28 protein-coding genes and 1 pseudogene are annotated in these 26,219 nt (G+C 38.0%); 27 read left to right on the top strand and 2 right to left on the bottom strand.

Translation table 11 applies throughout. The features are described from left to right. Positions 1 to 18: 18 nt before the first annotated feature. The 8 genes from HMPREF2867_RS10435 to adhP all read left to right on the top strand — a co-directional run bounded on the left by HMPREF2867_RS10435 (position 19) and on the right by adhP (position 6,037). A complete protein-coding gene (locus tag HMPREF2867_RS10435) occupies positions 19 to 351 on the top strand; it encodes a zinc ribbon domain-containing protein YjdM (protein ID WP_004182104.1) in 333 nt (110 codons plus the stop codon). 200 nt (positions 352 to 551) lie between these two features. Further along, positions 552 to 1,193 (top strand): amino acid ABC transporter permease, encoded by a 642-nt coding sequence (locus HMPREF2867_RS10430; protein ID WP_002891087.1) that lies wholly within the window; start codon positions 552 to 554, stop codon positions 1,191 to 1,193. A gap of 8 nt (positions 1,194 to 1,201) precedes the next feature. Then, positions 1,202 to 1,831 (top strand): amino acid ABC transporter ATP-binding protein, encoded by a 630-nt coding sequence (locus HMPREF2867_RS10425; protein ID WP_004182073.1) that lies wholly within the window; start codon positions 1,202 to 1,204, stop codon positions 1,829 to 1,831. Positions 1,832 to 1,843: 12 nt separating this feature from the next. Then, entirely contained in the window at positions 1,844 to 2,695 is an 852-nt protein-coding gene (locus HMPREF2867_RS10420; protein ID WP_004182025.1) for an amino acid ABC transporter substrate-binding protein, read from the top strand. Between the two features lie 113 nt (positions 2,696 to 2,808). Beyond that, positions 2,809 to 4,224 (top strand): Y-family DNA polymerase, encoded by a 1,416-nt coding sequence (locus tag HMPREF2867_RS10415; protein ID WP_038676147.1) that lies wholly within the window; start codon positions 2,809 to 2,811, stop codon positions 4,222 to 4,224. After that, on the top strand, positions 4,221 to 4,598 hold the full coding sequence (locus HMPREF2867_RS10410; RefSeq protein ID WP_037604998.1) for a hypothetical protein: 378 nt from the start codon (positions 4,221 to 4,223) through the stop codon (positions 4,596 to 4,598). Before HMPREF2867_RS10415 ends, HMPREF2867_RS10410 begins: the two co-directional genes overlap by 4 nt. Then, complete coding sequence (locus tag HMPREF2867_RS10405) at positions 4,576 to 4,857, top strand: DUF5960 family protein (protein ID WP_037611375.1); 282 nt, start codon at positions 4,576 to 4,578, stop codon at positions 4,855 to 4,857. The genes HMPREF2867_RS10410 and HMPREF2867_RS10405 overlap by 23 nt, the downstream gene beginning before the upstream one ends. A gap of 160 nt (positions 4,858 to 5,017) precedes the next feature. Continuing rightward, on the top strand, positions 5,018 to 6,037 hold the full coding sequence (adhP, locus tag HMPREF2867_RS10400; RefSeq protein WP_037611373.1) for an alcohol dehydrogenase AdhP: 1,020 nt from the start codon (positions 5,018 to 5,020) through the stop codon (positions 6,035 to 6,037). Between the two features lie 109 nt (positions 6,038 to 6,146). Here adhP and HMPREF2867_RS11800 read toward each other — a convergent pair. Beyond that, positions 6,147 to 6,212 (bottom strand): annotated as a pseudogene (locus HMPREF2867_RS11800) (IS3 family transposase); the annotation flags it as partial. 109 nt (positions 6,213 to 6,321) lie between these two features. Between HMPREF2867_RS11800 and HMPREF2867_RS10395 the strand changes: the two are divergent. Further along, positions 6,322 to 6,906 (top strand): GNAT family N-acetyltransferase, encoded by a 585-nt coding sequence (locus HMPREF2867_RS10395; RefSeq protein WP_070577342.1) that lies wholly within the window; start codon positions 6,322 to 6,324, stop codon positions 6,904 to 6,906. 288 nt (positions 6,907 to 7,194) lie between these two features. On the opposite strand, the gene guaA is transcribed toward HMPREF2867_RS10395, so the two are convergent. Next, the gene (guaA, locus tag HMPREF2867_RS10390) at positions 7,195 to 8,757 is read right to left on the bottom strand and encodes a glutamine-hydrolyzing GMP synthase (RefSeq protein ID WP_070577341.1); all 1,563 of its coding nucleotides are present in this window, start codon (positions 8,755 to 8,757) and stop codon (positions 7,195 to 7,197) included. A gap of 168 nt (positions 8,758 to 8,925) precedes the next feature. Between guaA and HMPREF2867_RS10385 the strand changes: the two genes are divergently transcribed. The 18 genes from HMPREF2867_RS10385 to trmFO all read left to right on the top strand — a co-directional run bounded on the left by HMPREF2867_RS10385 (position 8,926) and on the right by trmFO (position 26,159). Continuing rightward, positions 8,926 to 9,624 carry a GntR family transcriptional regulator gene (locus HMPREF2867_RS10385; RefSeq protein ID WP_070577340.1) on the top strand — a complete coding sequence of 233 codons (699 nt, stop codon included), beginning with the start codon at positions 8,926 to 8,928 and terminating at the stop codon, positions 9,622 to 9,624. Between the two features lie 65 nt (positions 9,625 to 9,689). Further along, positions 9,690 to 10,022 carry a putative DNA-binding protein gene (locus tag HMPREF2867_RS10380; protein WP_002883908.1) on the top strand — a complete coding sequence of 111 codons (333 nt, stop codon included), beginning with the start codon at positions 9,690 to 9,692 and terminating at the stop codon, positions 10,020 to 10,022. A 32-nt stretch (positions 10,023 to 10,054) separates the two neighbouring features. Beyond that, positions 10,055 to 11,617, top strand: coding sequence for a signal recognition particle protein (gene ffh / locus HMPREF2867_RS10375; RefSeq protein ID WP_070577339.1), 1,563 nt, complete (start codon positions 10,055 to 10,057; stop codon positions 11,615 to 11,617). 110 nt (positions 11,618 to 11,727) lie between these two features. Beyond that, positions 11,728 to 12,255, top strand: a complete 528-nt coding sequence (locus HMPREF2867_RS10370; protein ID WP_002883896.1) for an ECF transporter S component — start codon at positions 11,728 to 11,730, stop codon at positions 12,253 to 12,255. 22 nt (positions 12,256 to 12,277) lie between these two features. Further along, positions 12,278 to 12,790 carry a transcription repressor NadR gene (locus tag HMPREF2867_RS10365; protein WP_070577338.1) on the top strand — a complete coding sequence of 171 codons (513 nt, stop codon included), beginning with the start codon at positions 12,278 to 12,280 and terminating at the stop codon, positions 12,788 to 12,790. Between the two features lie 97 nt (positions 12,791 to 12,887). After that, a complete protein-coding gene (locus tag HMPREF2867_RS10360) occupies positions 12,888 to 13,577 on the top strand; it encodes an XRE family transcriptional regulator (protein ID WP_049553740.1) in 690 nt (229 codons plus the stop codon). Between the two features lie 128 nt (positions 13,578 to 13,705). Next, positions 13,706 to 14,560, top strand: a complete 855-nt coding sequence (ylqF, locus tag HMPREF2867_RS10355; protein ID WP_014634567.1) for a ribosome biogenesis GTPase YlqF — start codon at positions 13,706 to 13,708, stop codon at positions 14,558 to 14,560. After that, a complete protein-coding gene (locus HMPREF2867_RS10350) occupies positions 14,547 to 15,317 on the top strand; it encodes a ribonuclease HII (RefSeq protein ID WP_048790508.1) in 771 nt (256 codons plus the stop codon). Before ylqF ends, HMPREF2867_RS10350 begins: the two co-directional genes overlap by 14 nt. A 6-nt stretch (positions 15,318 to 15,323) precedes the next feature. Further along, the gene (locus HMPREF2867_RS10345) at positions 15,324 to 16,244 is read left to right on the top strand and encodes an ROK family protein (protein WP_048790507.1); all 921 of its coding nucleotides are present in this window, start codon (positions 15,324 to 15,326) and stop codon (positions 16,242 to 16,244) included. A 66-nt stretch (positions 16,245 to 16,310) separates the two neighbouring features. After that, positions 16,311 to 17,150, top strand: a complete 840-nt coding sequence (gene dprA, locus HMPREF2867_RS10340; RefSeq protein ID WP_048790506.1) for a DNA-processing protein DprA — start codon at positions 16,311 to 16,313, stop codon at positions 17,148 to 17,150. 167 nt (positions 17,151 to 17,317) lie between these two features. Further along, entirely contained in the window at positions 17,318 to 19,459 is a 2,142-nt protein-coding gene (topA, locus tag HMPREF2867_RS10335) for a type I DNA topoisomerase (protein WP_070577337.1), read from the top strand. A gap of 182 nt (positions 19,460 to 19,641) precedes the next feature. Beyond that, entirely contained in the window at positions 19,642 to 20,316 is a 675-nt protein-coding gene (locus tag HMPREF2867_RS10330) for an ABC transporter ATP-binding protein (RefSeq protein WP_064524345.1), read from the top strand. A 4-nt stretch (positions 20,317 to 20,320) separates the two neighbouring features. After that, complete coding sequence (locus HMPREF2867_RS10325) at positions 20,321 to 21,049, top strand: lantibiotic immunity ABC transporter MutE/EpiE family permease subunit (protein WP_064524346.1); 729 nt, start codon at positions 20,321 to 20,323, stop codon at positions 21,047 to 21,049. Further along, positions 21,036 to 21,683 (top strand): ABC-2 family transporter permease, encoded by a 648-nt coding sequence (locus HMPREF2867_RS10320; protein WP_064524348.1) that lies wholly within the window; start codon positions 21,036 to 21,038, stop codon positions 21,681 to 21,683. The genes HMPREF2867_RS10325 and HMPREF2867_RS10320 overlap by 14 nt, the downstream gene beginning before the upstream one ends. A 128-nt stretch (positions 21,684 to 21,811) precedes the next feature. Then, positions 21,812 to 22,636 (top strand): TraX family protein, encoded by an 825-nt coding sequence (locus HMPREF2867_RS10315; protein WP_064524350.1) that lies wholly within the window; start codon positions 21,812 to 21,814, stop codon positions 22,634 to 22,636. A gap of 35 nt (positions 22,637 to 22,671) precedes the next feature. Further along, positions 22,672 to 23,331, top strand: coding sequence for a response regulator transcription factor (locus tag HMPREF2867_RS10310; RefSeq protein WP_070577336.1), 660 nt, complete (start codon positions 22,672 to 22,674; stop codon positions 23,329 to 23,331). After that, the gene (locus HMPREF2867_RS10305; protein WP_141751029.1) at positions 23,322 to 24,698 is read left to right on the top strand and encodes a sensor histidine kinase; all 1,377 of its coding nucleotides are present in this window, start codon (positions 23,322 to 23,324) and stop codon (positions 24,696 to 24,698) included. The genes HMPREF2867_RS10310 and HMPREF2867_RS10305 overlap by 10 nt, the downstream gene beginning before the upstream one ends. A 117-nt stretch (positions 24,699 to 24,815) precedes the next feature. Continuing rightward, on the top strand, positions 24,816 to 26,159 hold the full coding sequence (gene trmFO, locus HMPREF2867_RS10300; protein WP_070438364.1) for a methylenetetrahydrofolate--tRNA-(uracil(54)-C(5))-methyltransferase (FADH(2)-oxidizing) TrmFO: 1,344 nt from the start codon (positions 24,816 to 24,818) through the stop codon (positions 26,157 to 26,159). The last annotated feature ends 60 nt before the right edge of the window (positions 26,160 to 26,219 follow it).

The raw sequence follows: 26,219 nt of genomic DNA, 5'->3' as shown, positions 1-26,219 counted from the left end.
CAATCTTAGGAGAGAATTATGTCATTACCAAATTGTCCAAAATGTAACTCAGAGTATGTTTATGAAGATGGAATCTTGCTTGTATGTCCTGAATGTGCCTATGAGTGGAATCCAAACGAAGTTGCAGAAGAAGAAGGACTTGTGGTTCTTGATAGCAATGGCACACGTCTTGCTGACGGTGACACTGTTACAGTTATCAAAGATTTGAAAGTTAAAGGTGCGCCAAAAGATATTAAACAAGGCACACGTGTTAAAAATATTCGTTTGGTTGAAGGTGACCACAACATTGATTGTAAGATTGATGGTTTTGGTGCTATGAAACTTAAATCTGAATTTGTTAAGAAAATCTAAAATAAGCTTTAGAGATGCTAGACTTAAGTATTGTTTGTTTCTCAGGACAGACTATTTAAGTCTCTCAGGAGTGTGACTATGAACTCATTTTGAAAAATGGGTCTAGTCGCACTCCTTTTTACTATTTTCAAAATCTTATATCATTTTTTTAAATAATTTGGTATAATATTCAACAATACTAAATAATTATAGGAGTTTATATGTCATACGTTTTGGAAGTATTACCAGCCCTTTTGAACGGTGCGGTAGTCACACTTCAAGTATTCTTCATTGTTATCGTACTGTCGATTCCATTAGGGATTGTACTTGCTTTCTTAATGCAGATTAAATTCAAACCTTTAAATTGGTTACTAACCCTTTACGTTTGGATTATGCGTGGAACCCCCCTCCTTTTACAATTGATCTTTGTTTATTACGTTCTTCCGAGTGTTGGGATTGTCTTTGACCGTCTGCCAGCTGCTATTCTTGCTTTTACGCTTAATTATGCAGCTTATTTCGCAGAGATTTTCCGTGGAGGAATCTTGGCTATTCCGAAAGGACAATATGAAGCAGCGAAAATGCTTAAACTTAGTCCTTTCCAAACTATCCGCTACATTATCCTTCCTCAGGTGGTCAAGATTGTCTTGCCAAGTATTTTTAACGAGATTATTAACTTGGTTAAGGATTCATCATTGGTTTATGTGCTTGGGGTTGGAGACCTTCTTTTGGAAAGTCGTACCGCTGCGAACCGTGATGCTACCCTAGCACCGATGTTTGTGGCTGGAGCTATCTATCTTATCCTTGTGGGTGTGGTGACTGTGGCTTCGAAACACATCGAAAAGAAATTCAACTATTATAAATAGGAGACCTTATGTTAGAATTAAAAAATATTTCCAAGCAATTTGGTCAACACAAAATCTTTGATAACTATAACCTAACTGTCGAAGAAGGGAAAATCTTAGCTATTGTCGGACCATCTGGTGGTGGTAAAACGACTCTCTTGCGTATGCTAGCAGGACTTGAAACCATTGATTCAGGACAAATTATTTATGAAAATGAAGAGATTCCTTTGGATCAAATGGAAAGTCGTAACTTGCTAGGTTTTGTCTTCCAAGATTTCCAACTGTTTCCGCACTTGACAGTCTTAGACAATCTAATGCTTTCACCAATTAAGACGATGGGAATGTCTAAGGAAGATGCTCAGAAAAAAGCTCAAGCCCTACTTGACCGTTTAGGTCTTGGAGCTCACGGAAATGCTTATCCTTACTCTCTTTCTGGGGGACAAAAACAACGTGTTGCATTTGCGCGTGCTATGATGATTGATCCGAAAATTGTCGGCTATGATGAACCAACATCAGCTCTTGACCCTGAGTTGCGTCAAGAAGTTGAGAAATTGATTTTGCAGAATCGTGAGACTGGGATTACGCAAATCGTTATCACTCACGATATGCAGTTTGCACAGCACATCGCCGATGAGATTGTCACTATCAATCCAAAATAGTGAGGATTTTCCATGAAAAAAATAGTAAAAACGATTTTGCTAGGCTGTCTTGTCATTTTGCCTTTGTTTGCGCTATCAGCTTGTAGCTCGCGCTCACATTTTGCAACTCAGAAAGATCAGTGGCAAACCTATACCAAAGAAAAGAAAATCAAAATTGGTTTTGATGCGACCTTTGTTCCTATGGGATATGAGGAAAAGGATGGTAGCTATGTTGGTTTTGATATTGATCTTGCCACTGCAGTTTTTAAATTGTATGGTATTGATGTCGAATGGCAGGCTATTGACTGGGATATGAAAGAAACAGAACTGAAGAATGGGACAATTGACCTCATTTGGAATGGTTACTCGGTCACGGATGAGCGTAAGCAGTCTGCAGACTTTACAGTGCCTTATATGGTCAATGAACAAGTACTGGTAACCAAAAAGTCTTCGGGAATTGATTCTGTTGCAGGAATGGCAGGTAAGACCTTAGGTGCTCAAGCGGGTTCTTCTGGTTATGATGCTTTCAATGCTTCTCCGAAGATTTTGAAGGATATCGTCGCCAACCAAAAAGCAGTCCAATATTCGACCTTTACTCAGGCCTTGATTGACCTTGATAGTGGACGTATTGATGGTCTATTGATTGACCGTGTATATGCTAATTACTACTTAGAAAAATCAGGAGTTCTGAATCAGTATAACGTTATGCCTGCTGGTTACGAGGGTGAAAGCTTTGCTGTAGGTGCTCGTAAGGCAGATAAGACACTGATCAAAAAAATCAATCAAGGATTTAGAACCCTTTATAAAAATGGAGAATTCCAAAAGATTTCTGACAAATGGTTTGGTGAAGATGTTGCCACCGACCAAGTTAAAGGGAAAAAATAGAAGGATAACAACATTCTAGAAGGGATGTTGTTATTTTTTTGTGGAAAATACTTGAAATAAAACAAGTTATATTTTATACTAGTGTTAGTTTATAAACTAACGAAAGGGTGAGCATGGGATATTTTGATTATTCAAGAGAACCGCAAAGTGATATTGCTTTTGTAGATATGAAATCTTTCTATGCGAGTGTAGAGTGTGTTGAACGTGGGCTGCACCCTCTTAAGACTTCTCTATGTGTGATGAGCAGGGCTGAAAATGCTAATGGTTTGATATTAGCCTCCTCCCCCATATTTAAGCAGGTTTTTGGCAAGTCAAATGTTAGTCGTTCTTATGACTTACCTTTTGACATTCATTCTCGTAAGTTTCATTATTATAATGCCAAAAAGCAGGGACTTCCAACGGATAGAGCTTTTGTAGATTACATCGAATCTTGGGCTAAGGTTACCTTTATCGTTCCTCCTAGAATGGACCTCTATATAAAAAAGAATATCCAAATTCAACACATTTTCCAGAATTATGCCAGTGTTGAAGACATTCTTCCTTATTCCATTGATGAGGGTTTCATTGATCTCACGTCGTCACTGAATTACTTTATTCCCGATAGAACAGTTACAAGAAAAGATAAGTTAGATATGATTTCAGGGCGTATTCAAAGAGATATTTGGAGGGAGACAGGCATTTACTCGACAGTTGGGATGTCTAACAGCAATCCCTTATTGGCCAAGTTAGCTCTTGATAATGAGGCCAAACATACGGCTACTATGAGAGCCAACTGGTCCTATGAAGATGTCGAGACTAAGGTTTGGAATATTCCCCATATGACCGATTTTTGGGGGATTGGAAAGCGGATGGAGAAGCGTTTAAACAAGTTGGGGATTTTCTCTATTCGAGAACTTGCTAATAGCAATCCTGATACTCTTAAAAAGGAGTTAGGTATTGTGGGTTTAGATCTTTTTTTTCATGCCAACGGTATCGATGAGAGTAATGTTCATAAACCTTATAAACCAAAGTCACATGGCTTAGGGAATTCCCAAATCTTGCCACGAGACTATGAGCGTCAAGCTGATATTGAATTGATTCTAAGAGAGATGGCAGAACAGGTAGCTATTAGGTTAAGACGAGCCCATAAGAAAGCTTGTCAAGTTTCCATCAGCATTGGATTTTCAAAGTTAGAGGGCAAGCGTTCGCTACAAGCACAGATGAAGATTGAACCCGCTAATAATACAAGAGTACTAATAAGCCATGTCATTGAACTCTTTAGGAAGAAATATCAAGGAGGGGCTGTTCGAAGTGTCAGTGTCTCTTATGCAAATTTTGTAGATGAAAGGCTTCAGATTCTTTCTTTATTTGATAATCCAGATGACATTGATAAAGAAGAAAGACTTCAGGCAGTTATAGATAGTATTCGACAGGAATTTGGCTTTACGACCATTCAAAAAGCAACTGCTTTACAGGAGGCATCTAGGAGTCTTGCTCGAAGTAAGCTTATTGGTGGGCACTCTGCTGGAGGATTAGATGGCTTAAAATGATAGACCGTAGTTACCTTCCCTTTCAATCAGCTAGGGAACATCAAGACAGGGGAATGATGAAGTGGATGGGCTTTTTCTTATCAGAACATACAAGCTCCCTACATGAAGATAAGACTAAAGAAAATCTTAGGAGTCATTTGGATGATTTAGAGAAGTTTACTTTATTAAACCAGCTTTATTCAGGTCAATTATTGGGAAGTTTCCAGATAAAGGATCAAGGTAGGCGCTGTAGATGTAGTGGCTATGTGGTTGACTTGGATTTTAATCAAGTTACTATAAAATCTTGCAAGCGACATAAATGTATTCGAACAAAGGATATATTAGAAATTAGTTTGGGGGTTGAAAACATAGATGAGGAAGAGAAAAATTTATGATGATAAACTTCAAATTGACTATTTTTCTGATAGCTATTTAAAATTTGAAGAAGACTTTTATCGCTATTCTGCCATGGATATTCCCTTAACCTTTTTGACGGATGATATTATGAGGGAGATGGCTATCAGTCAAAAGAATTATTTTCTATTAAATAAAGAGAATGCCAGAGATGGACGCAATCATTATTTCCATTTTGAAGTCAGTCTACCGGATTCCAAGACACTTGTGAGACAGTATAGGTATCTTGGAAATGATTGAAACAAAGCAATATCAGCAGCAGAAATAGTAGCAATTCCACTTGTATAGAGAGTTTTCAAGAAAGTTTTCGCAAGCTAAGAAAAGCTTTATGTAAGCGTTGACATTGTCTGTGTGAGTGCTATAATGAAGGTGTTAAAGTTATCATATGGAGGTAATTAAGATGAGAGCAGTTGTTGTTAATCAAGCAAGTACAGGTGTTGAAGTTGTTGATCATGAAAAACCATCTGTAGTTGGTCATGGTCAAGCTTTGGTTAAAGTTGAATATTGCGGTGTCTGCCATACTGACCTTCACGTAGCTCATGGAGACTTTGGTCAAGTACCAGGTCGTATACTAGGTCACGAAGGTATTGGTATTGTCGAAGAAGTTGGTGAAGGTGTTGAAACACTTAAAAAAGGTGACCGTGTATCAATTGCTTGGTTCTTCGAAGGGTGTGGCCATTGTGAATATTGTACGACTGGTCGCGAAACACTCTGCCGTTCTGTAAAAAATGCTGGTTATAGTGTTGACGGTGGTATGAGTGACTATGCTTTAGTTACTGCAGACTATGCTGTGAAAGTTCCAGAAGGACTTAATCCAGCTCAAGCTTCATCTATTACTTGTGCGGGAGTTACAACCTATAAAGCTATTAAAGAAGCTAAAGTTGAACCTGGTCAATGGGTAGCTATTTATGGTGCTGGAGGACTAGGTAATTTGGCTATTCAATATGCTAAGAAAGTTTTCAATGCACGAGTAGTGGCCGTTGATATCAACCAAGATAAACTTGATTTGGCTAAAGAATCTGGTGCTGACTTAGTTGTGAACGGTAAAGAAGTTGAAGATGTAGCGGGTTATATCCAAGAAAAAACTGGTGGTACACACAGTGCTGTTGTAACCGCTGTTTCTAAAGTTGCCTTCAATCAAGCTGTCGATAGTGTACGTGCTGGTGGAACAGTCGTTGCGGTTGGTCTCCCATCTGAATATATGGAGCTTTCAATTGTCAAAACAGTTCTAGATGGTATCCGTGTTGTTGGATCTCTTGTAGGTACACGTAAGGATTTGGAAGAAGCCTTCGACTTCGGTGCACAAGGCTTGGTAGTGCCAGTTGTTGAAACTGTTCCTGTTGATACAGCGGTAGAGGTCTTTGACCAAATGGAAAAAGGTGAAATTCAAGGACGTAAAGTATTGGATTTCACTAAGTAAGCAAACATCTTTCTGTGCTACCCTGACTATGTGAAGAGTCTAGTGGTGTAAACTTGAACTGATACTAGAAAGTTAGACAAATAATTTAAGTGAAGGATTTAGTTCTCTACTATATAGGACTAGGTCCTTTTAGTTTTACCTTAATTCGTTTGTAGTTGTAATATGTACTGTACTCAAAAAGATAGACAAAATTTTAGTCATTTGAAAAGTAGTAAAAAAGTTATATAATGATTTCGTAAATAAAGAAGTTAAAGAATATTATCATTTATAACAAGGAGAATGAAGTGGATTCTACCAACTTGGACTCGGAACTATTCATAGAGTTTAAATCACGTGGGAAACGATGCCAACTTTTTTATATATCCGATAGACATAGTGAAGGGTTATATGAGATTGTTTCTACTGAACGAGAACGTCTTGCTATGTGGCTTCCTTGGGTGGAAGATATGAAAAGTATTGAAAATGAAAGAGCGTTTATAAAGTATGCACGTGAAAAAATGGAGCGCAATGAGTTATTTATGTTAACAATTTGTGTCAATCAGAAACCAGTAGGAATGATAGATATACATAATATTGATTTACAAAAACATCAAGCCGAAATTGGATATTGGATATCAGAAAGATATGAAAATCAAGGTTTTGTAAAGCAGGGATTAAAAGAATTAATAACAATCATTCCATCCAAATTTAAAATTGATAAGCTTTTGATTTATATAGATGTTGATAATGTTAAAAGTAAGTTTATACCAATCAGTTTAGGTTTTAAAAAGGAAAGCGAAATCTCCCAATTCGAGTTCTATAATGGATTCTATCATGATTTTGAAATTTATGGGCTAAATATGAACGAAGGAAATATAGCAAATGATTAAAGTGAATTTTTTTACAAATAAATAATAATCAGAGAGTTTTGATTTTACCCCATTATCTAGGTATGATGTAAGAGTTAGTACTGAACAGCAGAAAAGGAAAAATTTTTCTTACCCCATATCATTGCTTATTGCTCTATTTTTGTAATTAAGATATAAAAAATACCCACCAGAAAGAAATTCTGGTGGGGTATTTGGTGGGGAACCAAATATAAGTAATTAGATTTTAGCGTTTTAAAACAATTCAAATGCTGTTAAATCAATCAAGTCACTTTAAATTAGGTTTATATTTTATTCCCACTCTACTGTTGCAGGTGGTTTACTTGTAATATCGTAGACGATACGGTTAACGTGGTCAACTTCGTTAACGATTCGAACAGAAATCTTTTGAAGAACTTCCCATGGAAGTTTCGCAAAGTCAGCTGTCATACCGTCGATTGAAGTGATAGCACGGATAGCGATAGTGTAGTCGTAAGTACGGCCATCACCCATAACACCGACAGAACGAACGCCTGTGTTAACAGTGAAGTATTGCCATACATCACGATCAAGACCAGCTTTGGCAATTTCTTCACGAAGGATAGCATCAGACTCACGAACGGTTTCAAGTTTCTCTTCAGTGATTTCACCCATAACACGGATGGCAAGTCCTGGTCCTGGGAAAGGTTGACGCCAAACGACTTCATCAGGCATTCCCATTTCAGTACCAAGGGCACGAACTTCATCTTTAAAGAGGGTATTAAGTGGTTCAATCAATTCAAATTGCATGTCTTCTGGAAGACCACCAACGTTGTGGTGAGATTTGATTGTTTGAGCTGTCTCAGTACCTGATTCAATAATATCAGTGTAAAGTGTCCCTTGAGCTAGGAAGTCTACACCTTTAAGTTTGCTTGCTTCGTCATCAAAGACGTAAACAAACTCGTTACCAATGATTTTACGTTTTTTCTCAGGATCATCAACACCAGCCAAGAGGTCTAGGAAGCGTTTAGAAGCATCAACACGGATAATGTTAAGGCCAAATTTACCTCCGAGCATCTCCATAACTTGGTCACCTTCACCTTTACGGAGAAGACCGTGGTCAACGAAGATACATGTCAATTGATCTCCGATAGCTTTTTGCAAAAGGACACCAACAACAGATGAGTCAACCCCACCTGAGAGTCCAAGAAGGACTTTACGGTCACCAACTGTTTCACGGATTTGTGCAATTTGCATATCTACGAAGTTAGCCATTGACCAGTCACCTTTGGCACCACAGATACCAAAAGCAAAGTTTTTCAAGATATCATTACCATATACAGAGTGACGAACTTCTGGGTGGAATTGGATACCGTAGAAGTTTTTCTCAGTATTTTCCATTGCGGCGAATGGGCAATCTACTGAGTCACCAACAAGATGGAAACCTTCTGGAATTTCTGTAACTGCATCACCGTGGCTCATAAGAACAACTTGTTCTTCAGGAGTTCCTGCAAAGAGTTCTGATTGGGCACGAAGGCGAAGTGTTGATTGGCCATACTCACGGTTACCTGCTTCACCAGCTGGAACAACTTTACCACCAAGTTTGTGGGTCAAAAGTTGCATTCCGTAACAGATACCAAGAATTGGAATACCAAGTTCCAAAATCTCTTCGTCAATACCAAATGAATCTTCGGCATAAACAGAGTTAGGACCACCAGAAAGTACGATACCGATAGGATTGATGGCACGGACTTCATCAGCGGTAATTTTATGGCTCTTCAATTCAGAGAAAACACCAAATTCACGAATACGACGTGCAATCAGCTGATTGTATTGGCTACCATAGTCTAGAACAATGATTTTCTGCACATCATTCAAAGTAGAAATGTCAGTCATTATTACCCTTTCTTTTTACGTCACACATGGACTCTTTCTTATGCAATCATTGTATCACAAATTTATGGACTTAGCACCTAGATTTATACGAGAAACTGTAAGTATCATACTCATCTTTACAATTCTGTTACTTTTTTTGTAAAATAGGGGTACAGAAGGGGGGATTAGATGTTACCAGCGTATATTCGCATACATGATAAGATTAAGGAAGATGTTGATGATGGTACTTGGAAAATCGGGCAACGTCTCCCTAGCGAGCGAGATCTTTGCGAGACTTTTGATGTGAGTCGTATGACTGTTCGTCAGGCCATAACACTTTTAGTGGATGAGGGGATTTTAGAACGCAAACCAGGCAGTGGAACCTTTGTGGCTAGCAGTCGAGTTAAGGAAAAGATGCGTGGAACTACGAGTTTTACTGAGATTGTCAAATCCCAAGGCAAGAAACCATCTAGTGAGCTTATTTCTTATCAACGTGTACATCCAAATGAGTTTGAAATCAAGAATTTAGGTGTTTTACCGCAGTCCTATGTCATTCGTATGGAACGTGTTCGCTTTGCCGATGACATTCCAGTTGCCTATGAGATTGCCAGTATCCCTGAGAAAATTATCCGAGGTTTTAAGGAATCAGAAATTACCGAACACTTCTTCAAGACCTTAACTGATAATGGCTATGAAATAGGGAAAAGTCAGCAGACCATATCAGCTAGTTTGGCCAATAGTAGTTTAGCCAAGCACCTCAAGGTTAAGACTGGTGATGCTCTCTTGAGTTTGACACAAATTTCCTTCCTCCAAGACGGTCAGGCTTTCGAATATGTACGAAGTTACTATGTTGGTGACCGTTTTGAATTTTATTTGGAGAATAACTAAAAGTCACTGCTTTTTTCTGCACAAGAATCGTGCTAACACCATGATTTTATGGTAAAATGGAGCTTATGGAAATTGAAAAAACCAATCGCATGAATGCCCTTTTTGAGTTCTATGCTGCACTTTTGACAGATAAGCAGATGAACTATATTGAGCTCTATTATGCGGATGATTACAGTTTGGCAGAAATTGCCGAGGAATTTGGTGTAAGTCGTCAGGCAGTATATGATAACATCAAGCGTACTGAGAAGATTTTAGAAGCTTACGAGATGAAATTACATATGTATTCAGATTACATCGTTCGTAGCCAAATTTTTGATGATATCATGGAAAAATATCCAGACGATAGCTATCTTCAGGAACAAATTGCTGTGCTCAGCAGCATTGATAATAGAGATTAGATTCAAGCAGAAAGTAAGAGAGGAAATGATATATGGCTTTTGAAAGCTTAACGGAACGCTTGCAAGGCGTTTTCAAAAATTTAAGACGTAAAGGAAAACTTTCAGAGAAAGAAGTTCAAGAAGTCACTAAAGAGATTCGTTTGGCACTTCTTGAAGCAGACGTAGCGCTACCAGTCGTTAAGACATTTATCAAACGTGTTCGTGAACGTGCTGTAGGTCACGAAATCATTGATACTCTTGATGCTTCACAACAAATTATCAAGATTGTTAATGAAGAATTGACAGAGATTCTTGGGTCTGAAACATCTGAAATTGAAAAATCTCCAAAGATTCCAACAATCATTATGATGGTTGGTCTCCAAGGGGCTGGTAAGACAACCTTTGCTGGTAAATTGGCTAATAAGTTGATCAAGGAACAAGAAGCCCGTCCAATGATGATTGCGGCGGACATCTATCGTCCAGCAGCCATTGATCAATTGAAAACTTTGGGGCAACAAATCAATGTTCCTGTTTTTGATATGGGAACAGAGACACCAGCAGTTGAGATTGTCAAAAATGGTTTGGAACAAGCGCGTGCCAATAAGAATGACTATGTCTTGATTGATACGGCTGGTCGTTTGCAGATTGACGAGACTCTCATGCAAGAATTGCATGATATTAAGGAGTTTGCTCATCCAAATGAAATTCTCTTGGTTGTGGATAGCATGATTGGTCAGGAAGCTGCTAACGTTGCCAAGGAGTTCAACGAACAGCTAGATATCACTGGTGTTGTTCTTACTAAAATTGATGGGGACACACGTGGTGGTGCAGCTCTTTCTATTCGTGAGATTACAGGCAAGCCAATCAAATTTACGGGTACTGGTGAGAAAATTACGGATATCGAGACTTTCCACCCAGACCGTATGTCAAGTCGTATTTTGGGTATGGGTGACCTTCTTACCCTTATCGAAAAAGCTTCTCAAGAGTACGATGAGAAAAAATCTCTTGAGTTGGCTGAAAAGATGCGTGAAAACACCTTTGATTTCAATGACTTCATCGACCAATTAGACCAAGTACAAAATATGGGTCCTATGGAGGATTTGCTTAAGATGTTGCCAGGTATGGCTAACAATCCAGCCTTGGCTAATGTTAAAGTAGATGAAAAGCAAATTGCGCGTAAGCGTGCCATCGTATCATCTATGACACCTGAAGAACGTGAAAATCCAGATCTTTTAACGCCAAGCCGTCGTCGCCGTATTGCCAATGGTTCAGGGAATACCTTCATCGAAGTAAACAAGTTTATTAAAGACTTCAACCAAGCCAAACAAATGATGCAAGGTGTTATGTCTGGCGATATGGAGCAAATGATGCGTCAAATGGGTCTTAACCCAAATAATCTGCCAAAAAACATGCCAAATATGCCTGATATGGGTAATATGGATATGTCTGCTCTCGAAGGCATGATGGGTGGCGCTGGTATGCCAGATTTTGGAAATTTAGATCTTAGCCAAATGCTTGGTGGTGGCCTTAAAGGTAAGGTTGGTTCATTTGCCATGAAACATGCGATGAAGCGTCAAGCTAATAAGATGAAAAAAGCTAAGAAAAAACGTAAATAAGAAACTTAGAACGCTAGACATTTTGCTCTAGTGTTTTTTTTGAAAAATATTGACTTATATAACTATACACTGTAATATACTAATGTATATACAATAAAAAGGAGTAGATTATGAAACCGAAAAAGAGAATTCAAGAAATGACCTTTGCAGCTTTATTAACTGCAATTGCTATCCTTATCCCAAGTATCATGCCAATTAAACTAATCATCCCACCGGCTTCGTATACTTTGGGGAGTCATGTTCCAATATTTCTAGCTATGTTTATATCTCCCTGGGTAACTGCTTTTGTTATCTTAGCTTCTAGTTTGGGATACTTTATGGCTGGCTATCCGATTGTGGTTGTTTTTAGAGCATTCTCTCATATTATATTTGGCTTTTTAGGCGCACTCTATTTGAAAAAATTTCCACAAACGATAGAAAACCATAAATCATCATTACTTTTCAACTTTGTTTTAGGACTTATCCATGCCATAGGTGAAGTTCTTGCTTGCGTGATTTTTTATTCCGTAACAGGAGAGGATTTCCAAAAACTGTTCTATGTTCTCTTTGTTTTAGTTGGTTTTGGCACTATTGTCCATAGTATGATAGACTATGTTATAGCATTAACGATTTTCAAAAGTATTCGAAAAATACGCTAATTGAAAGAGGTATGGTTGGTCTATGGCTTCAAATCGCAAACAAGAATTATTGGCACTCTTAAAGGGAGCTAAAGAGGCAATGAATGGACAGAGTTTGGCGGAGCATTTTGGTGTGACACGTCAAATCATTGTTCAAGATATTGCACTCTTACGTGCAGATGGTGCCCAGATTATTTCAACTAATAGAGGATATATCTATAAAAGTAGCGATGACAATTCTTATGTACGTCGACTGTTTAAGGTGAATCATAAAGTGTCCGATATGGAGGATGAGCTTTTGGCTATTGTTGATAATGGAGGCCGTATTCAAAATATCATGATAGATCATCCAGTTTATGGAGAAATTCAGACTTTGTTGAAATTGACTTGTCGTCGAGATGTTAGGCATTTTTTAGACCAAGCCTCGTCAAATGACTTTCGCCCCTTATCTGATTTGACAAACGGTGTTCATTATCATCTTGTCGAAGCAGATAGTGAGCAAGATATAGATTATATTGAAGAGGCACTTAACCATCTAGGATTTTTAGTTAAATAATGAGATAAAAGAGAAATGTAAAAGTAGTTAGTTTCACTTGAAAACAACTGCTTTTTTTGATAAACTTATGTTAGTTTATTAACTTACGGAGGTAGCCATGTTTTCAGGACAAAGACTTAAGGAAATTCGAGAAGCACAAGGAATGAGCCAAGCATCAGTAGCTAAGCATCTAGGAATTTCACGCTCCTCTTATTTTAATTGGGAAAATGGTAAGACGAAACCCAATCAAAAGAACCTTTCGGTTTTGGCCGAACTTTTTGGTGTAGCTGAGACTTATTTTCTGTCTGAACATGAGATTGTAGAAGTCTACTTGGAACTAAATGAGGAAAATCGCCAAGAAGCTTTGCGACTCACTAAGGCTCTCCTAGAAGAGCAAGAAACAGAAAAGCAAAAAGCTCCTGTTATTCCCCTTTACTCATACAAAGTTTTCGAGCGTTTATCAGCCGGAACTGGTTACACTTACTTTGGTGATGGCAATTATGATGAAGTTTTCTATGATGAAGAATTGGATCATGATTTTGCATCATGGGTATTTGGAGACTCTATGGAACCTACCTACCTAAATGGTGAAGTAGTGCTAATCAAACAAACAGGTTTTGATTATGATGGAGCTGTTTATGCTGTAGACTGGGATGGTCAAACCTATATTAAAAAAGTTTATCGCGAGGAAGATGGGCTACGTTTAGTTTCTCTCAATAAACGTTATGGTGATAAGTTCGCACCCTATGACGAAGATCCTCGAATTATTGGTAAAATTGTCGGTAACTTTATGCCTGTTGAGGCTTAAGCAGCTTGTATCGATTAGGCATCTCAAACTAAATCTGTTATAATATAAGTAAAGTAAAGCCAATTTTTTGGCTTTTTTTAAAGAATTTAAATCATATTTTATTAAGAAAATAAAGAGGAGAGATATACATGGCTACTATTCAATGGTTTCCTGGTCACATGTCCAAAGCACGCCGACAGGTCCAGGAAAATCTTAAGCATGTTGATTTTGTAACGATTTTAGTGGATGCACGTTTGCCACTGTCAAGTCAAAATCCCATGCTGACTAAAATTGTTGGCGATAAACCAAAGCTTTTAATTCTCAATAAGGCTGACCTTGCTGATAGTAATCGTACAAAAGAGTGGCGTAGCTATTTTGAGAGTCAAGGAATTAAAACCTTGGCCATCAACTCCAAGGAACAATCTACAGTTAAATTGGTGACAGACGCTGCTAAGAGTCTTATGGCTGACAAGATTCAACGACTACGTGAACGCGGTATCCAGAAAGAGACCTTGCGAACCATGATTATTGGGATTCCAAATGCTGGGAAATCTACCTTGATGAATCGTTTGGCTGGTAAAAAAATTGCCGTTGTAGGAAATAAACCTGGTGTGACAAAAGGTCAACAGTGGTTGAAGTCTAATAAGGACTTGGAAATTCTGGATACTCCGGGGATTTTGTGGCCTAAGTTTGAAGATGAATTGGTCGGTTTGAAACTTGCTTTGACAGGTGCCATCAAGGACCAGCTATTGCCAATGGATGAGGTTACAATTTTTGGACTTAACTATTTTAAAACTTACTATCCTGAACGTTTAGAGGAACGCTTTAAAGGGATTGACCTTGAAGAAGAGGCACCAGAAATCATTATGGAAATGACTCGAAAACTTGGCTTCCGTGAAGATTATGACCGTTTCTATAATCTATTTGTCAAAGAAGTTCGTGATGGAAAACTAGGACGTTACACACTTGATATTGTTGGGGTCGATACTGATGGCGACAATTAAAGAAGTCAAAGAGCAATTGGCCACTTTGACAGACCTTGACGATCACCGATGGGCAAGTTTTGAGGAAGATAGTCGAGCTGGTATACAAACTGCCATTAAGCAACGCCGTAAAGCTATACAAGCTGAGATTGCTGAGGAAGAACGCTTAGAGGTGATGCTCAGTTATGAAAAATCGCTTTATGCTCAGGGAGTTGAACTCATTGCAGGTGTTGATGAAGTTGGACGTGGCCCTTTGGCTGGGCCAGTGGTAGCTGCAGCGGTGATTTTACCGAAGCTTTGCAAAATAAAAGGTCTTAATGATAGTAAAAAAATACCAAAATCAAAACATGAAGCTATTTATAAGCAGGTCATGAAGGAAGCGGTAGCCGTCGGGATTGGTATAAAGGACAATCATGTGATTGACGATGTCAATATTTATGAAGCAACCAAGCTTGCTATGACTGAAGCTATTGAAAAACTTAGTCCCAAACCTGAACATTTGTTAATTGATGCCATGACTTTAGACCTACCAATAGGACAAACATCAATTATAAAAGGGGATGCTAATTCTTTATCAATTGCGGCAGCTTCTATCGTAGCAAAGGTAACCCGTGATAAGATGATGGCTGACTATGATCAGGAGTTTCCTGGTTACGCATTTGCCAAAAATGCAGGCTATGGTACTAAGGATCATTTGACTGGCATAGATAACTTTGGTGTTACTCCAATTCATAGAAGAAGCTTTGAACCCATAAAGTCAATAATAAAAAGTAGGTGAAGTGGTGTGATTTTAGCTATTGATATTGGAGGAACCTTTATCAAGTTTGGGTTAGTTGATGATGATTTTAGGTTTAGCAATCAATCTAAAGTTCCAACACCACCAACGTTAGACGACTTTTGGTTGACTTTAGAGCATATTGTCTCGTCTCACAAGGATATCATTTCTGGGATTGCCATTGCGTGCCCAGGAGAAATAAATAGTAAACGTGGCTTCATTTTCAAGGGAGGTCTTATCCCATATTTAACGGCTATTCCTCTTGGATCACGATTGACTAAAACATTTCAACTGCCTGTAAAGGTTATTAATGATGCTGACGCAGCAGCTTTGGCTGAAGCCAGATATGGAAGTCTACAAGACTTAGATTGTGGGGCTGCCTTGGTTTTAGGTACGGGTGTTGGTTTAGGACTTGTCTCACAGAAGGACTTGCTATCACCTCTGTCAGTCACCCAATATCTGCGAGCTCCAAGTCCCCAAAGAATGAGTCAAACCTCTCTACCTTTCCAGTGGGAATTGTTTATGCATTGCTTAGTAAGTCTTGTCGATAATAAGGGGTCTGCAGTAGGCTTTGTTCATGAAGCCAGTCAATTACTTGGGTTAGATCAAGACGATGGTCCAGCCGTATTCTCAGCTATAGAGGGAAATCAATCGGAGGATCTAAATCTTTTATTTAAAGACTATTGTCATGAAATTGCTGTTCTTGTGCTAAATTTGCAGAGCTTCTTTAGGTTGGAGAAAGTTGTTATCGGTGGTGGTATCAGTAGGCAAGGTACTTTAATAGAAGGAATAAGTGATGCCTATGAGGAGTTATTTAAGGATATGCCTGGATTAGGATTTGAGCCCATAACTATTCAAGCCTGTTATTTCCATAACGATAGTAACCTACTAGGCGCGGCGTCTTATTTTGCCTCTGAAAATGTTTTATAATCAAGGAAAGTTCCATTATGGAGCTTTTTTCTTTTTTCTTACGAATAAAGAAGTGGAGGTATTTACATGAACCACTTTGAACTTTTTAAACTGAAATCTGCTGGGTTGACGAATTTGAATATCTTAAATATTTTAGACTATCAAGAAACTCAAGATAGAAAATTAAGTCTGCGTGATATGGCAGTTGTCTCTAAGTCTAAAAATGCTGTTCTCTTTATGGAGAAATACAAGAATTTGGATGTCAAGCAACTGAGAGAGCAGTTTAAACGTTTTCCTACACTCTCAATTTTTGATAAGGAGTATCCCATTGAGCTAAAGCATACCTATAATCCCCCTGTTCTCTTATTTTATCAAGGAAATCTTGATCTCTTGAGTAAGCCAAAATTAGCTGTTGTTGGGGCAAGAAAGTGTTCTGAAACAGGCAAACAGTCCGTTCGAAAAATTGTTAGTGAACTTGGGAATCACTTTACTATTGTTAGTGGATTGGCGCGTGGGATTGATACTTGTGCGCATATGGAAGCCTTGAAAAATAAAGGCAACACTATTGCAGTTATCGGGACAGGACTTGATGTTTATTATCCTAAAGAAAATAAAGCTTTGCAGGACTATATGGCAAAAAATCATTTAGTTCTTACAGAATATGGACCAGGTGAACAGCCTCTCAAGTACCACTTTCCTGAACGCAATCGGATTATTTCTGGATTGTGTCAAGGAGTTATGGTTGTAGAAGCTAAGCTTCGCTCAGGAAGTCTGATTACTTGTGAGCGTGCCATGGAAGAAGGTAGAGATGTTTTTGCTATTCCAGGAAATATTTTAGATGGCAAGTCAGATGGATGCCATCACCTAATTCAGGAGGGCGCAAAGTGCATTACGACAGGGTTTGACATCCTTTCAGAGTTTTCTTGAAAATCAAAGTTCTCCTATAGAGATAAAGTTTTTTATTGACAGTTAAAGAAAAGGACGGTATCATGTTAGTTGCTCGGTCCAAGATGTTTCATTTTTTAATGTCTTGTGACTAGAATTTAGACAAATTAGTGGCGCAGCCAGTTTATAACATTATAAGGAAATAGTCTATGGCGACAGCAACAACAAAAACGAAAACTAAAACAACAAAGAAAACGACAGCCAAAAAGGCGACTAAAAAGAGAGCGACACCAAAGAAAAATTTGGTTATCGTGGAGTCTCCTGCTAAAGCGAAAACGATTGAGAAGTACCTTGGGCGCAATTATAAAGTTGTGGCCTCTGTTGGGCATATCCGTGATTTGAAAAAATCAAGTATGTCGATTGATTTTGAAAATAATTACGAACCTCAATATATTAACATTCGAGGCAAGGGACCTCTTATCAATGAACTAAAGAAGGAAGCTAAAAAAGCCAAACAAGTCTTTCTGGCAAGTGACCCGGACCGTGAAGGAGAAGCTATTTCATGGCATTTGTCACATATTCTTGGTCTTGACGAACATGATAAAAACCGAGTGGTCTTCAATGAAATCACAAAGAATGCGGTTAAAAATGCCTTCGTAGAGCCACGCGCCATTGACATGGACTTGGTAGATGCCCAGCAAGCTCGTCGTGTCTTGGACCGTATTGTGGGTTACTCTATTTCACCGCTTCTATGGAAGAAGGTTAAGAAAGGTCTTTCGGCCGGTCGTGTACAATCGGTAGCTCTTAAGCTCATTATCGACCGTGAGAATGAAATTAAGGCCTTTAAACCAGAAGAATACTGGACTATTGATGGTGCTTTTAAGAAGGGTGCTAAAAAGTTTCAGGCTAGCTTCTATGGCTTGGATGGTAAAAAGCTTAAGCTCAACAATAATGATGATGTTCAAGCTGTTCTCTCTCGTATCACAAGTGATGACTTTAACGTTGATAAGGTAGAGAAAAAAGAACGTCGTCGTAATGCGCCATTGCCATATACAACTTCATCTCTCCAACAGGATGCTGCCAATAAGATTAACTTCCGTACACGTAAGACCATGATGGTTGCCCAACAGTTGTATGAAGGGATTAATCTTGGTTCAGGCGCTCAAGGTTTGATTACCTATATGCGTACGGACTCTACACGTATCAGTCCGGTGGCACAAAACCAGGCTGCTGAATTTATTACGGAACGCTTTGGTTCTAAGTATTCAAAACATGGTAGCAAGGTGAAAAATAGTTCGGGAGCACAAGATGCCCATGAGGCTATTCGTCCGTCAAATGTTTTCCAAACACCAGAAAGCATCGCTAAGTATTTGGATAAGGATCAGCTCAAGCTTTATACTCTTATCTGGAATCGTTTTGTGGCGAGTCAAATGACAGCTGCTGTATTTGATACGATGAAGGTGACCTTGTCTCAAAACGGAGTCATTTTCACAGCAAAAGGTAGCCAAATCAAGTTCGATGGTTATATGGCCGTTTACAACGACTCTGATAAGAATAAAATGCTTCCTGATATGGCTGAAGGTGATACGGTTAAGAAGGTTGTGACAACGCCTGAACAACACTTCACGCAACCCCCTGCCCGCTATTCTGAAGCGACTCTGATTAAGACGCTGGAAGAAAATGGTGTTGGTCGTCCGTCAACTTATGCACCGACACTTGATGTTATTCAACGTCGTTACTATGTTAAATTAGTAGCTAAACGTTTTGAACCAACAGAACTTGGTGAAATCGTTAATAGCTTAATCGTCGAATTCTTCCCAGACATCGTGGATGTTAAATTCACTGCCGAGATGGAAGGAAAACTCGATAAAGTTGAAATCGGTAAAGAGCAGTGGCAAAAGGTTATTGATGAGTTCTTCAAACCTTTCCAAAAAGAATTGGAAAAAGCTGAAGAAGGTATTGAAAAAATCCAAATCAAGGATGAGCCAGCTGGTTTTGATTGTGACCTCTGTGGTCACCCAATGGTAATCAAACTTGGTCGATATGGTAAGTTTTATGCATGTAGTAACTTCCCAGATTGTCACAATACTAAAGCCATAACCAAAGAAATTGGCGTTACTTGTCCAACCTGTGGTAAAGGTCAGGTCATCGAACGTAAGACAAAACGAAATCGTGTCTTCTATGGTTGTGATCGCTATCCTGACTGTGAATTTACATCGTGGGATATCCCTGTTGGACGTAACTGTCCTAAATCAGGCGATTATCTTGTCGAGAAGAAAGTCCGTGGTGGCGGCAAGCAAGTTATCTGTAGTAACGAAGAGTGTGACTACAAAGAATCTATTGTTAAATAAAAAGAAAACTATCTCAAGTTAAGTCTTGAGATAGTTTTTTGCATTTTATCAAAAAAACTGATACTTTCCTTAAATTTGTTTTTTATACTAAGCATGAAAAGAAAGGAGAGTAAGTGGTTTTCTGATATTAGGTAAATATAAGCTTATATTGAAAACAGAACTATTCTAAAAGAGGTGTACAAATGCAAATAACTGTTAAACAACTTTCAAAATCCTACAAAGATAAGACTATTTTAGACAACATCACATTTACAATTGAATCTGGAACGGTTTCTGGTCTATTAGGAGTAAATGGGGCTGGTAAGTCAACTCTGATGAAAATTCTTTTTGGTTTAGTCCAAAAAAGTAGTGGAGAAATTCGATTTGATGGATCATCCAAAAACAAACATTTATTAGGTGCATTAATCGAAGCACCTGCAATTTATCACAACCTTTCGGCTTTTGATAATCTAAAAACAAAAGCGTTGTTATATGATATTCCTGATTCAAAAATTTTTGAAACCTTGGAAATAATTGGTCTTTCAAATACTGGAAAGAAAAAAGCCGGTAAATTTTCATTAGGTATGAAGCAGCGACTTGGGATTGGTATGGCTATTTTAACTAATCCCCAATTTTTAATTCTAGATGAGCCTACTAATGGCCTTGATCCTGATGGTATAAATGAATTGCTAAACCTTATTCGTTCTTTGAAAGCAAAAGGGATGACAATTCTGGTTTCCAGTCATCAACTTCTAGAAATTAGTAAGGTTGCTGATCATATTCTTATTCTCGATAAAGGTAAAATTCAATATGATGGTGAAAACAAAAATGTAGATAGTCTTGAGAGACTCTTCTTTAAAATTGTTCATGGGGGTTAGTGATATGCAAAAGATATTCTATTCGGAATTGCTCAAATTACGACATTTAGGAACGACTAAATTCTTAATCATCATACCATTTTTAACCGTTCTTATAGCCTTTTTAATGGGAGGGTTACAGATTTTTGTTCCTTTCTCGGTTTATTGGTGGGAAGCTATCTTTTTATATCTTGTAAATGGTCTTTTGTTTATAGTTGATAGACGTTTAGAAGACCAGGCTGGGCATTTTCAAAATGTTACAAATGGATATTTCACTTGGAAAATTATCTTGATGAAAATGGTGCTTATAGGAATGAGGACATTGATTTCTAGTTTATTCTTACTTGCTTTCCTCAGTCTCGTTGCATTTATTTACACAGGTTTTATTCCAATAAATATTCCTAAAACAGCTATTTCATTAATTTTAATTTGGATGACAACTTTATGGAATATTCCTTTTCTTTATCTGATGTCTAAATACATGAGTCATTTCATTCTATTAGCTCTTAATACACTGGTTTGTCTTTTAATAGCCCCCTTTATTGCTCAAAGTCCTCTCTGGTTCGTCTTGCCCTATACCTATCACTATAAAATAGCTCAATTTATATTAAACCTTAAACCATCGGGAGATGTTCTTACAAATCAAAATCAAACCAGCATTTTGCAAGTGCCGCTTATTATTATTTTATCAATGATAATGATAATTCTTTTATCGTATATCCTAAAAAGGAGGAAATCAAGTGTTAAGGAGTGAGTTACTTAAATTAAAAAACACAGTAGGTCTCTATCTTGTTTTCAGTTTTGCGGTATTAGAAACCCTTACAATTCCATTATATGTGAGGTTTGTGCCCAAAGTCATATTTATAAGCAATCTAGCTATCTTATCTTTTTTATGCTATCCGCTATTGACATCATTTTTGTCAATTTTATGGATTGAACAAGAAGAACACGCTAATCATTATCAAGAAATATTGAGTTATCCTAAGAAAAGACGTTTATGGTTGACAAAACTTTTAATAGCAGACCTAATCCTTAGTCTACCTTCTTTATTGAGTTGGATTAGTATAAATCTACTCTTAAAACATAGCCTTGATGGATTTGTAGTAAGCCTATCAAGTTGGATGCTAATTATCTTTCTCAATCATTTTCATTACTTAACACAAGTGAGTCTGAACAGTGCCAGTAATATTATTATCTCTATGGTTGAAATTATTTTTATTATTTTTGCTAGTAATAAAGTTTTCTTGTCTATTCATTGGCTTCCTATTGCATTTCCTATTAACAGCATTCTCATAGGTGATTGGCGTCAACTCACTACCTTGCCTTTATGGATAGTTGGGGTGACTATGTTATTTATTTGTTCCATAGATTTCAAAACAAAAAGATAATATAAGAAATAACATGGATAGTGTATTAGTCTTCAATGATTATCCTAAAATAATATTAATTGTTTGTCTGAAAAGTAAACTATATTAGTTAATTTTTTTTACTAAGAATGAAAGAAAGGAGAGTTATTATGAAACGTTTAAGTTTGACAAGTTTCCAACTCAAATATATAGCCTTAATTACTATGGTATTTGACCATATTCATTACTTTTTTGATTATACAGGGAAAATACCAATTTGGTTTACTATGATTGGGAGATTAGCGGCCCCCTTGTTCCTTTTTGCTGTGATTGAAGGTTTCGTTCATACACACAATCGAAAAAAATACTTCCTAAAGATTTATGCTTTAGCGATTTTGATGGGATTGATTCAGTTTGGATTCTATAATTTTTTACATCCTCTTGTGAGACCAGATGGTTTCTTTCCACAAAATATGATGCTGTCATCATTCGCTATTTTGCTTGTTGCTCTTCAAGGTATTGCTTGGATTCAAGAAAAGAAATACCTTAAAGGAATTCCAACCTTACTTTTCCCAATATTACTCCCATTGCTAATGTTGCCTTTTTATCTGCTAAGTGTGAATAAACCTATGTTACTTTTTCTACTAAAATTTCTCAATTTTACAGTGCTACCAGTTCATACATTTATTAGTGATGGAGGAACATGGTTGCTTTTGACTGGTATCGCTATGTATCTTTGTCATAAGAATCTTAAGAAAGAAGTGCTTGCTTTTGTGAGTGTTAGTCTTGTTTGGGTACTAATGGCGATTGTTCTAACTAGACCTTCTTTTCACGATTTAATGTTTAAATACATTGAATGGATGGAAATATTTGCAGCTCCTTTGATGCTTTGTTATAACGGTCAAAGAGGGAATGGGTCAAAATATTTATTCTATGTCTTTTACCCAACACATATTTATCTACTCTACGCCTTGTCAGTTATCTTCTATAGATGATATGATAAAGGTAATTTTGTACGAAAGGAAAGCTTATGGCTCAAATACTTGTTATTGATGATCAAGAAGATATTGTGAAATTGGTTGTAAAAGCTTTAGAGCTTAAAAATCATAAGGTGACGGGGTTTACAAGTGTTTTAGATTTGGATAAGAACTCGTTGCCACAGTTTGACTTGATTTTACTGGATATCATGATGCCTGATGTTGACGGTCTCCAGTTTTGTCATGAGATTCGTGATCAGGTGGATTGTCCTATACTCTTTATTACAGCTAAAACACAAGAGGCAGATATTGTCCAAGGCTTGACTTATGGTGCTGACGATTATATTTGTAAGCCATTTGGGGTTAAAGAACTGCAAGCGCGTGTGGCTGCACACTTGAGACGTGAACATCGTGAGCGCCACCATAAGCTATTAATTGGGAATATTCAGTTTGATTTGTCTGCTCAGGAGCTCTATGTTGAGAATCAGTTGTTAGATTTGACTAAGTCAGAATATTGTATTTGTCAGTTTCTGGCTGAAAATAAGGGCCAAGTCTTTTCCAAAGAACAAATCTACACGCATTTGTATGGCTATGAGGATAAAGGGAGTCCGACAGCAGTGGCCGAACATATCAAAAATATCCGTGCAAAGCTCAAAAATGTTGGGCAAAGTCCTATTGAAACAGTCTGGGGGATTGGTTATAAGTGGCACTAATTAAAAAACGAGAACACTCTCTAAGAACAATCTTGATATCTTATGTCGTCAGCCTTACAGTTCTATCAGCAATCAGTAGCCTACTTATTTTGTCTTTGTTCAGCTTGTCTTATTGTTTTGGGGTTGTCATTCCAGCAAATCGGGTAGAAAGTGATTTGCATGCTGTGAGGAATGATATTGAAACTTCTAAGGTCTTTAATCCAGATGTTTTGCCCGATGGTACTCGCTATGTCTTTTTGACTAGGGATTTTAAGCTTAAGAAGTCTAACATGCCAGTTAACTTGCAAGAAGAATCCTTACTAAATTACCAATTCAAGAATGCTCACGGTGGAATATACGGCTATTTTCAGTCTTTTGAACGGTCAGATGGCATAGTCATTGTCAATTATCAACTATCACCTCGGTACCGTAATGACTGGATGAACCAGCATTTTCCCAATGCTGATCTATTGATGATTGGCTCAATGATGGTGTCTATCCTACTCATATTTATTTCTTTAACTTTTTACTATGCTAGTAAATTGAGTCGAGAGTTAAGCCCAATATTGAAGGCAACAAAGAAAATAGCAGAGCAAGACTTGGATTTTCAAACGTCCAAATCTAAAATTACTGAGTTTAACCAAGTTTTAAATGGTTTGGATCATATGCGAGTAGCACTTCGTGAGTCTTTGATGGAAAATTGGAAGGCAGAGCAAGATAAACAAAATCAGATTTCTGCTCTGACACATGATTTAAAGACACCCCTAACAGTTGCTCGTGGGAATGCTGAGCTCTTAGCTATGACGCCCTTAAATGCAGAACAGACGGATTTGTTAGAGCATTTTCAAAAAGGGATTGCACAGGTTGATGCTTATGTGAAAGAGTTGTCTGAACTCAACAAAACGAGTTTGAAGAAAACTTTGACGCTTGAAGAAATTCCAGTTAAGGAATTTGTTGAAGACATTTACGATCAAACCTTGTCATTAGCACAAACGAAACAAATCAATGTTGTATTTGACAAGAAAGAAATTGAGGAAGAAATTATAGGCAATTGGGACAGGTCCTTGTTGAATCGAGCTTTTATGAATATCCTTTCGAATGCGGTAGAGCATACGCCTAGTGGTAGTCAGTTGCTCTTAACTGCTAGGGTAGAAGATGATGAATTCAAGTTTATCTGCCTTGATTCTGGTCCTGGATTTTCCCTTGAATCACTTGAAAAGGCCACTCAGCTCTTTTATCAAGAGGATAAAAGTAGACAGAGCCGCAATCATAGTGGACTTGGTCTGACTATTGCTAATGATATTATTCGCTTACACCACGGTAGTCTTTCTCTTTCAAATGACAATGGCACAGGTGGTGCTAGAGTGACTATCATTTTACCCCTTTAAATACAGATGACTCCTAGTCGCCAGATGAGGAGTTTTTTGCTATACTACTAAGAGTAAAAATGAAGAAAGATTTGTGGGGGCAGGATTTTATCTTGTTCCCGAAGAGGTATTAGTGTCATGTCTCAATCAAAAGCAGATTATATTAACGTGATTGGAGCTGGTTTGGCCGGATCCGAGGCGGCTTATCAGATTGCCAAACGTGGTATTCCAGTAAAACTTTATGAAATGCGTGGGGTTAAAGCAACACCACAGCATAAGACAACAAATTTTGCAGAATTGGTTTGCTCTAACTCTTTCCGTGGAGATAGCTTGACCAATGCTGTAGGGCTTCTTAAAGAAGAAATGCGTCGCTTGGACTCTATCATTATGCGCAATGGAGAAGCTCACCGTGTGCCAGCTGGTGGTGCCATGGCGGTGGACCGTGAGGGTTATGCAGAAGCAGTAACAGCTGAAATTGAAAATCATCCATTAATTGAAGTTATCCGTGAAGAAATCACAGAAATTCCTGATGATGCCATTACAGTTATTGCTTCAGGACCATTGACTTCTGATGCTCTAGCTGAAAAAATTCATGAGCTTAACGGTGGAGATGGCTTCTATTTCTATGATGCCGCTGCACCAATCGTTGATAAAGCGACTATCGATATGAACAAGGTTTACCTTAAGTCACGCTATGACAAGGGTGAAGCAGCTTATCTAAACTGTCCAATGATCAAGGAAGAGTTCTTGGCCTTCCATGAGGCTTTGACAACAGCTGAAGAAGCTCCTTTGAATTCCTTTGAAAAAGAAAAGTATTTCGAAGGGTGTATGCCTATCGAGGTCATGGCTAAACGTGGTATCAAGACAATGCTCTATGGCCCTATGAAACCTGTTGGTTTGGAGTATCCTGAGGATTACAAAGGGCCACGTGACGGCGATTTCAAGACACCTTATGCAGTTGTTCAGCTTCGTCAGGATAATGCGGCTGGTAGTCTCTATAATATCGTTGGTTTCCAAACCCACCTCAAATGGGGCGAGCAAAAGCGTGTCTTCCAAATGATTCCAGGTCTTGAAAATGCTGAATTTGTGCGTTATGGGGTTATGCACCGCAACTCTTACATGGATTCGCCAAACTTGCTTAAGCAGACTTTCCAATCAAAATCAAACCCTAATTTGTTCTTTGCGGGACAAATGACTGGTGTTGAAGGTTATGTTGAATCAGCGGCCTCAGGTTTAGTTGCTGGAATCAATGCAGCCCGTCTCTTTAAAGGTGAAGAGGAACTTATCTTCCCTCATACAACAGCTATCGGAAGCCTCCCATATTATGTGACACATGCTGAGAGCAAACATTTCCAACCAATGAATGTTAACTTTGGTATTATCAAAGAGTTGGAAGGTCCACGTATTCGTGACAAGAAAGAGCGTTACGAAAAAATTGCTGAGCGTGCTCTTAAGGATTTACAACCTTTTATTCAAGCTTAGACAAGATCAAAATCCCTTACCGAATGTGAACTGCACCCCAAAAGTTAGACAGAAAAAATC

The organism is Streptococcus sp. HMSC064H09 (assembly GCF_001812625.1).
Taxonomy (GTDB): domain Bacteria; phylum Bacillota; class Bacilli; order Lactobacillales; family Streptococcaceae; genus Streptococcus.
This window is presented reverse-complemented; position numbering and strand designations above follow the sequence as displayed.

Bases quoted from the DNA above. Each gene is read 5' to 3' on its own strand.
- HMPREF2867_RS10435 (WP_004182104.1), top strand. From the start codon at position 19: ATGTCATTACCAAATTGTCCAAAATGTAACTCAGAGTATGTTTATGAA.
- HMPREF2867_RS10430 (WP_002891087.1), top strand. From the start codon at position 552: ATGTCATACGTTTTGGAAGTATTACCAGCCCTTTTGAACGGTGCGGTA.
- HMPREF2867_RS10425 (WP_004182073.1), top strand. From the start codon at position 1,202: ATGTTAGAATTAAAAAATATTTCCAAGCAATTTGGTCAACACAAAATC.
- HMPREF2867_RS10420 (WP_004182025.1), top strand. From the start codon at position 1,844: ATGAAAAAAATAGTAAAAACGATTTTGCTAGGCTGTCTTGTCATTTTG.
- HMPREF2867_RS10415 (WP_038676147.1), top strand. From the start codon at position 2,809: ATGGGATATTTTGATTATTCAAGAGAACCGCAAAGTGATATTGCTTTT.
- HMPREF2867_RS10410 (WP_037604998.1), top strand. From the start codon at position 4,221: ATGATAGACCGTAGTTACCTTCCCTTTCAATCAGCTAGGGAACATCAA.
- HMPREF2867_RS10405 (WP_037611375.1), top strand. From the start codon at position 4,576: ATGAGGAAGAGAAAAATTTATGATGATAAACTTCAAATTGACTATTTT.
- adhP (WP_037611373.1), top strand. From the start codon at position 5,018: ATGAGAGCAGTTGTTGTTAATCAAGCAAGTACAGGTGTTGAAGTTGTT.
- guaA (WP_070577341.1), bottom strand. From the start codon at position 8,757: ATGACTGACATTTCTACTTTGAATGATGTGCAGAAAATCATTGTTCTA.
- HMPREF2867_RS10385 (WP_070577340.1), top strand. From the start codon at position 8,926: ATGTTACCAGCGTATATTCGCATACATGATAAGATTAAGGAAGATGTT.
- HMPREF2867_RS10380 (WP_002883908.1), top strand. From the start codon at position 9,690: ATGGAAATTGAAAAAACCAATCGCATGAATGCCCTTTTTGAGTTCTAT.
- ffh (WP_070577339.1), top strand. From the start codon at position 10,055: ATGGCTTTTGAAAGCTTAACGGAACGCTTGCAAGGCGTTTTCAAAAAT.
- HMPREF2867_RS10370 (WP_002883896.1), top strand. From the start codon at position 11,728: ATGAAACCGAAAAAGAGAATTCAAGAAATGACCTTTGCAGCTTTATTA.
- HMPREF2867_RS10365 (WP_070577338.1), top strand. From the start codon at position 12,278: ATGGCTTCAAATCGCAAACAAGAATTATTGGCACTCTTAAAGGGAGCT.
- HMPREF2867_RS10360 (WP_049553740.1), top strand. From the start codon at position 12,888: ATGTTTTCAGGACAAAGACTTAAGGAAATTCGAGAAGCACAAGGAATG.
- ylqF (WP_014634567.1), top strand. From the start codon at position 13,706: ATGGCTACTATTCAATGGTTTCCTGGTCACATGTCCAAAGCACGCCGA.
- HMPREF2867_RS10350 (WP_048790508.1), top strand. From the start codon at position 14,547: ATGGCGACAATTAAAGAAGTCAAAGAGCAATTGGCCACTTTGACAGAC.
- dprA (WP_048790506.1), top strand. From the start codon at position 16,311: ATGAACCACTTTGAACTTTTTAAACTGAAATCTGCTGGGTTGACGAAT.
- topA (WP_070577337.1), top strand. From the start codon at position 17,318: ATGGCGACAGCAACAACAAAAACGAAAACTAAAACAACAAAGAAAACG.
- HMPREF2867_RS10330 (WP_064524345.1), top strand. From the start codon at position 19,642: ATGCAAATAACTGTTAAACAACTTTCAAAATCCTACAAAGATAAGACT.
- HMPREF2867_RS10325 (WP_064524346.1), top strand. From the start codon at position 20,321: ATGCAAAAGATATTCTATTCGGAATTGCTCAAATTACGACATTTAGGA.
- HMPREF2867_RS10315 (WP_064524350.1), top strand. From the start codon at position 21,812: ATGAAACGTTTAAGTTTGACAAGTTTCCAACTCAAATATATAGCCTTA.
- HMPREF2867_RS10310 (WP_070577336.1), top strand. From the start codon at position 22,672: ATGGCTCAAATACTTGTTATTGATGATCAAGAAGATATTGTGAAATTG.
- trmFO (WP_070438364.1), top strand. From the start codon at position 24,816: ATGTCTCAATCAAAAGCAGATTATATTAACGTGATTGGAGCTGGTTTG.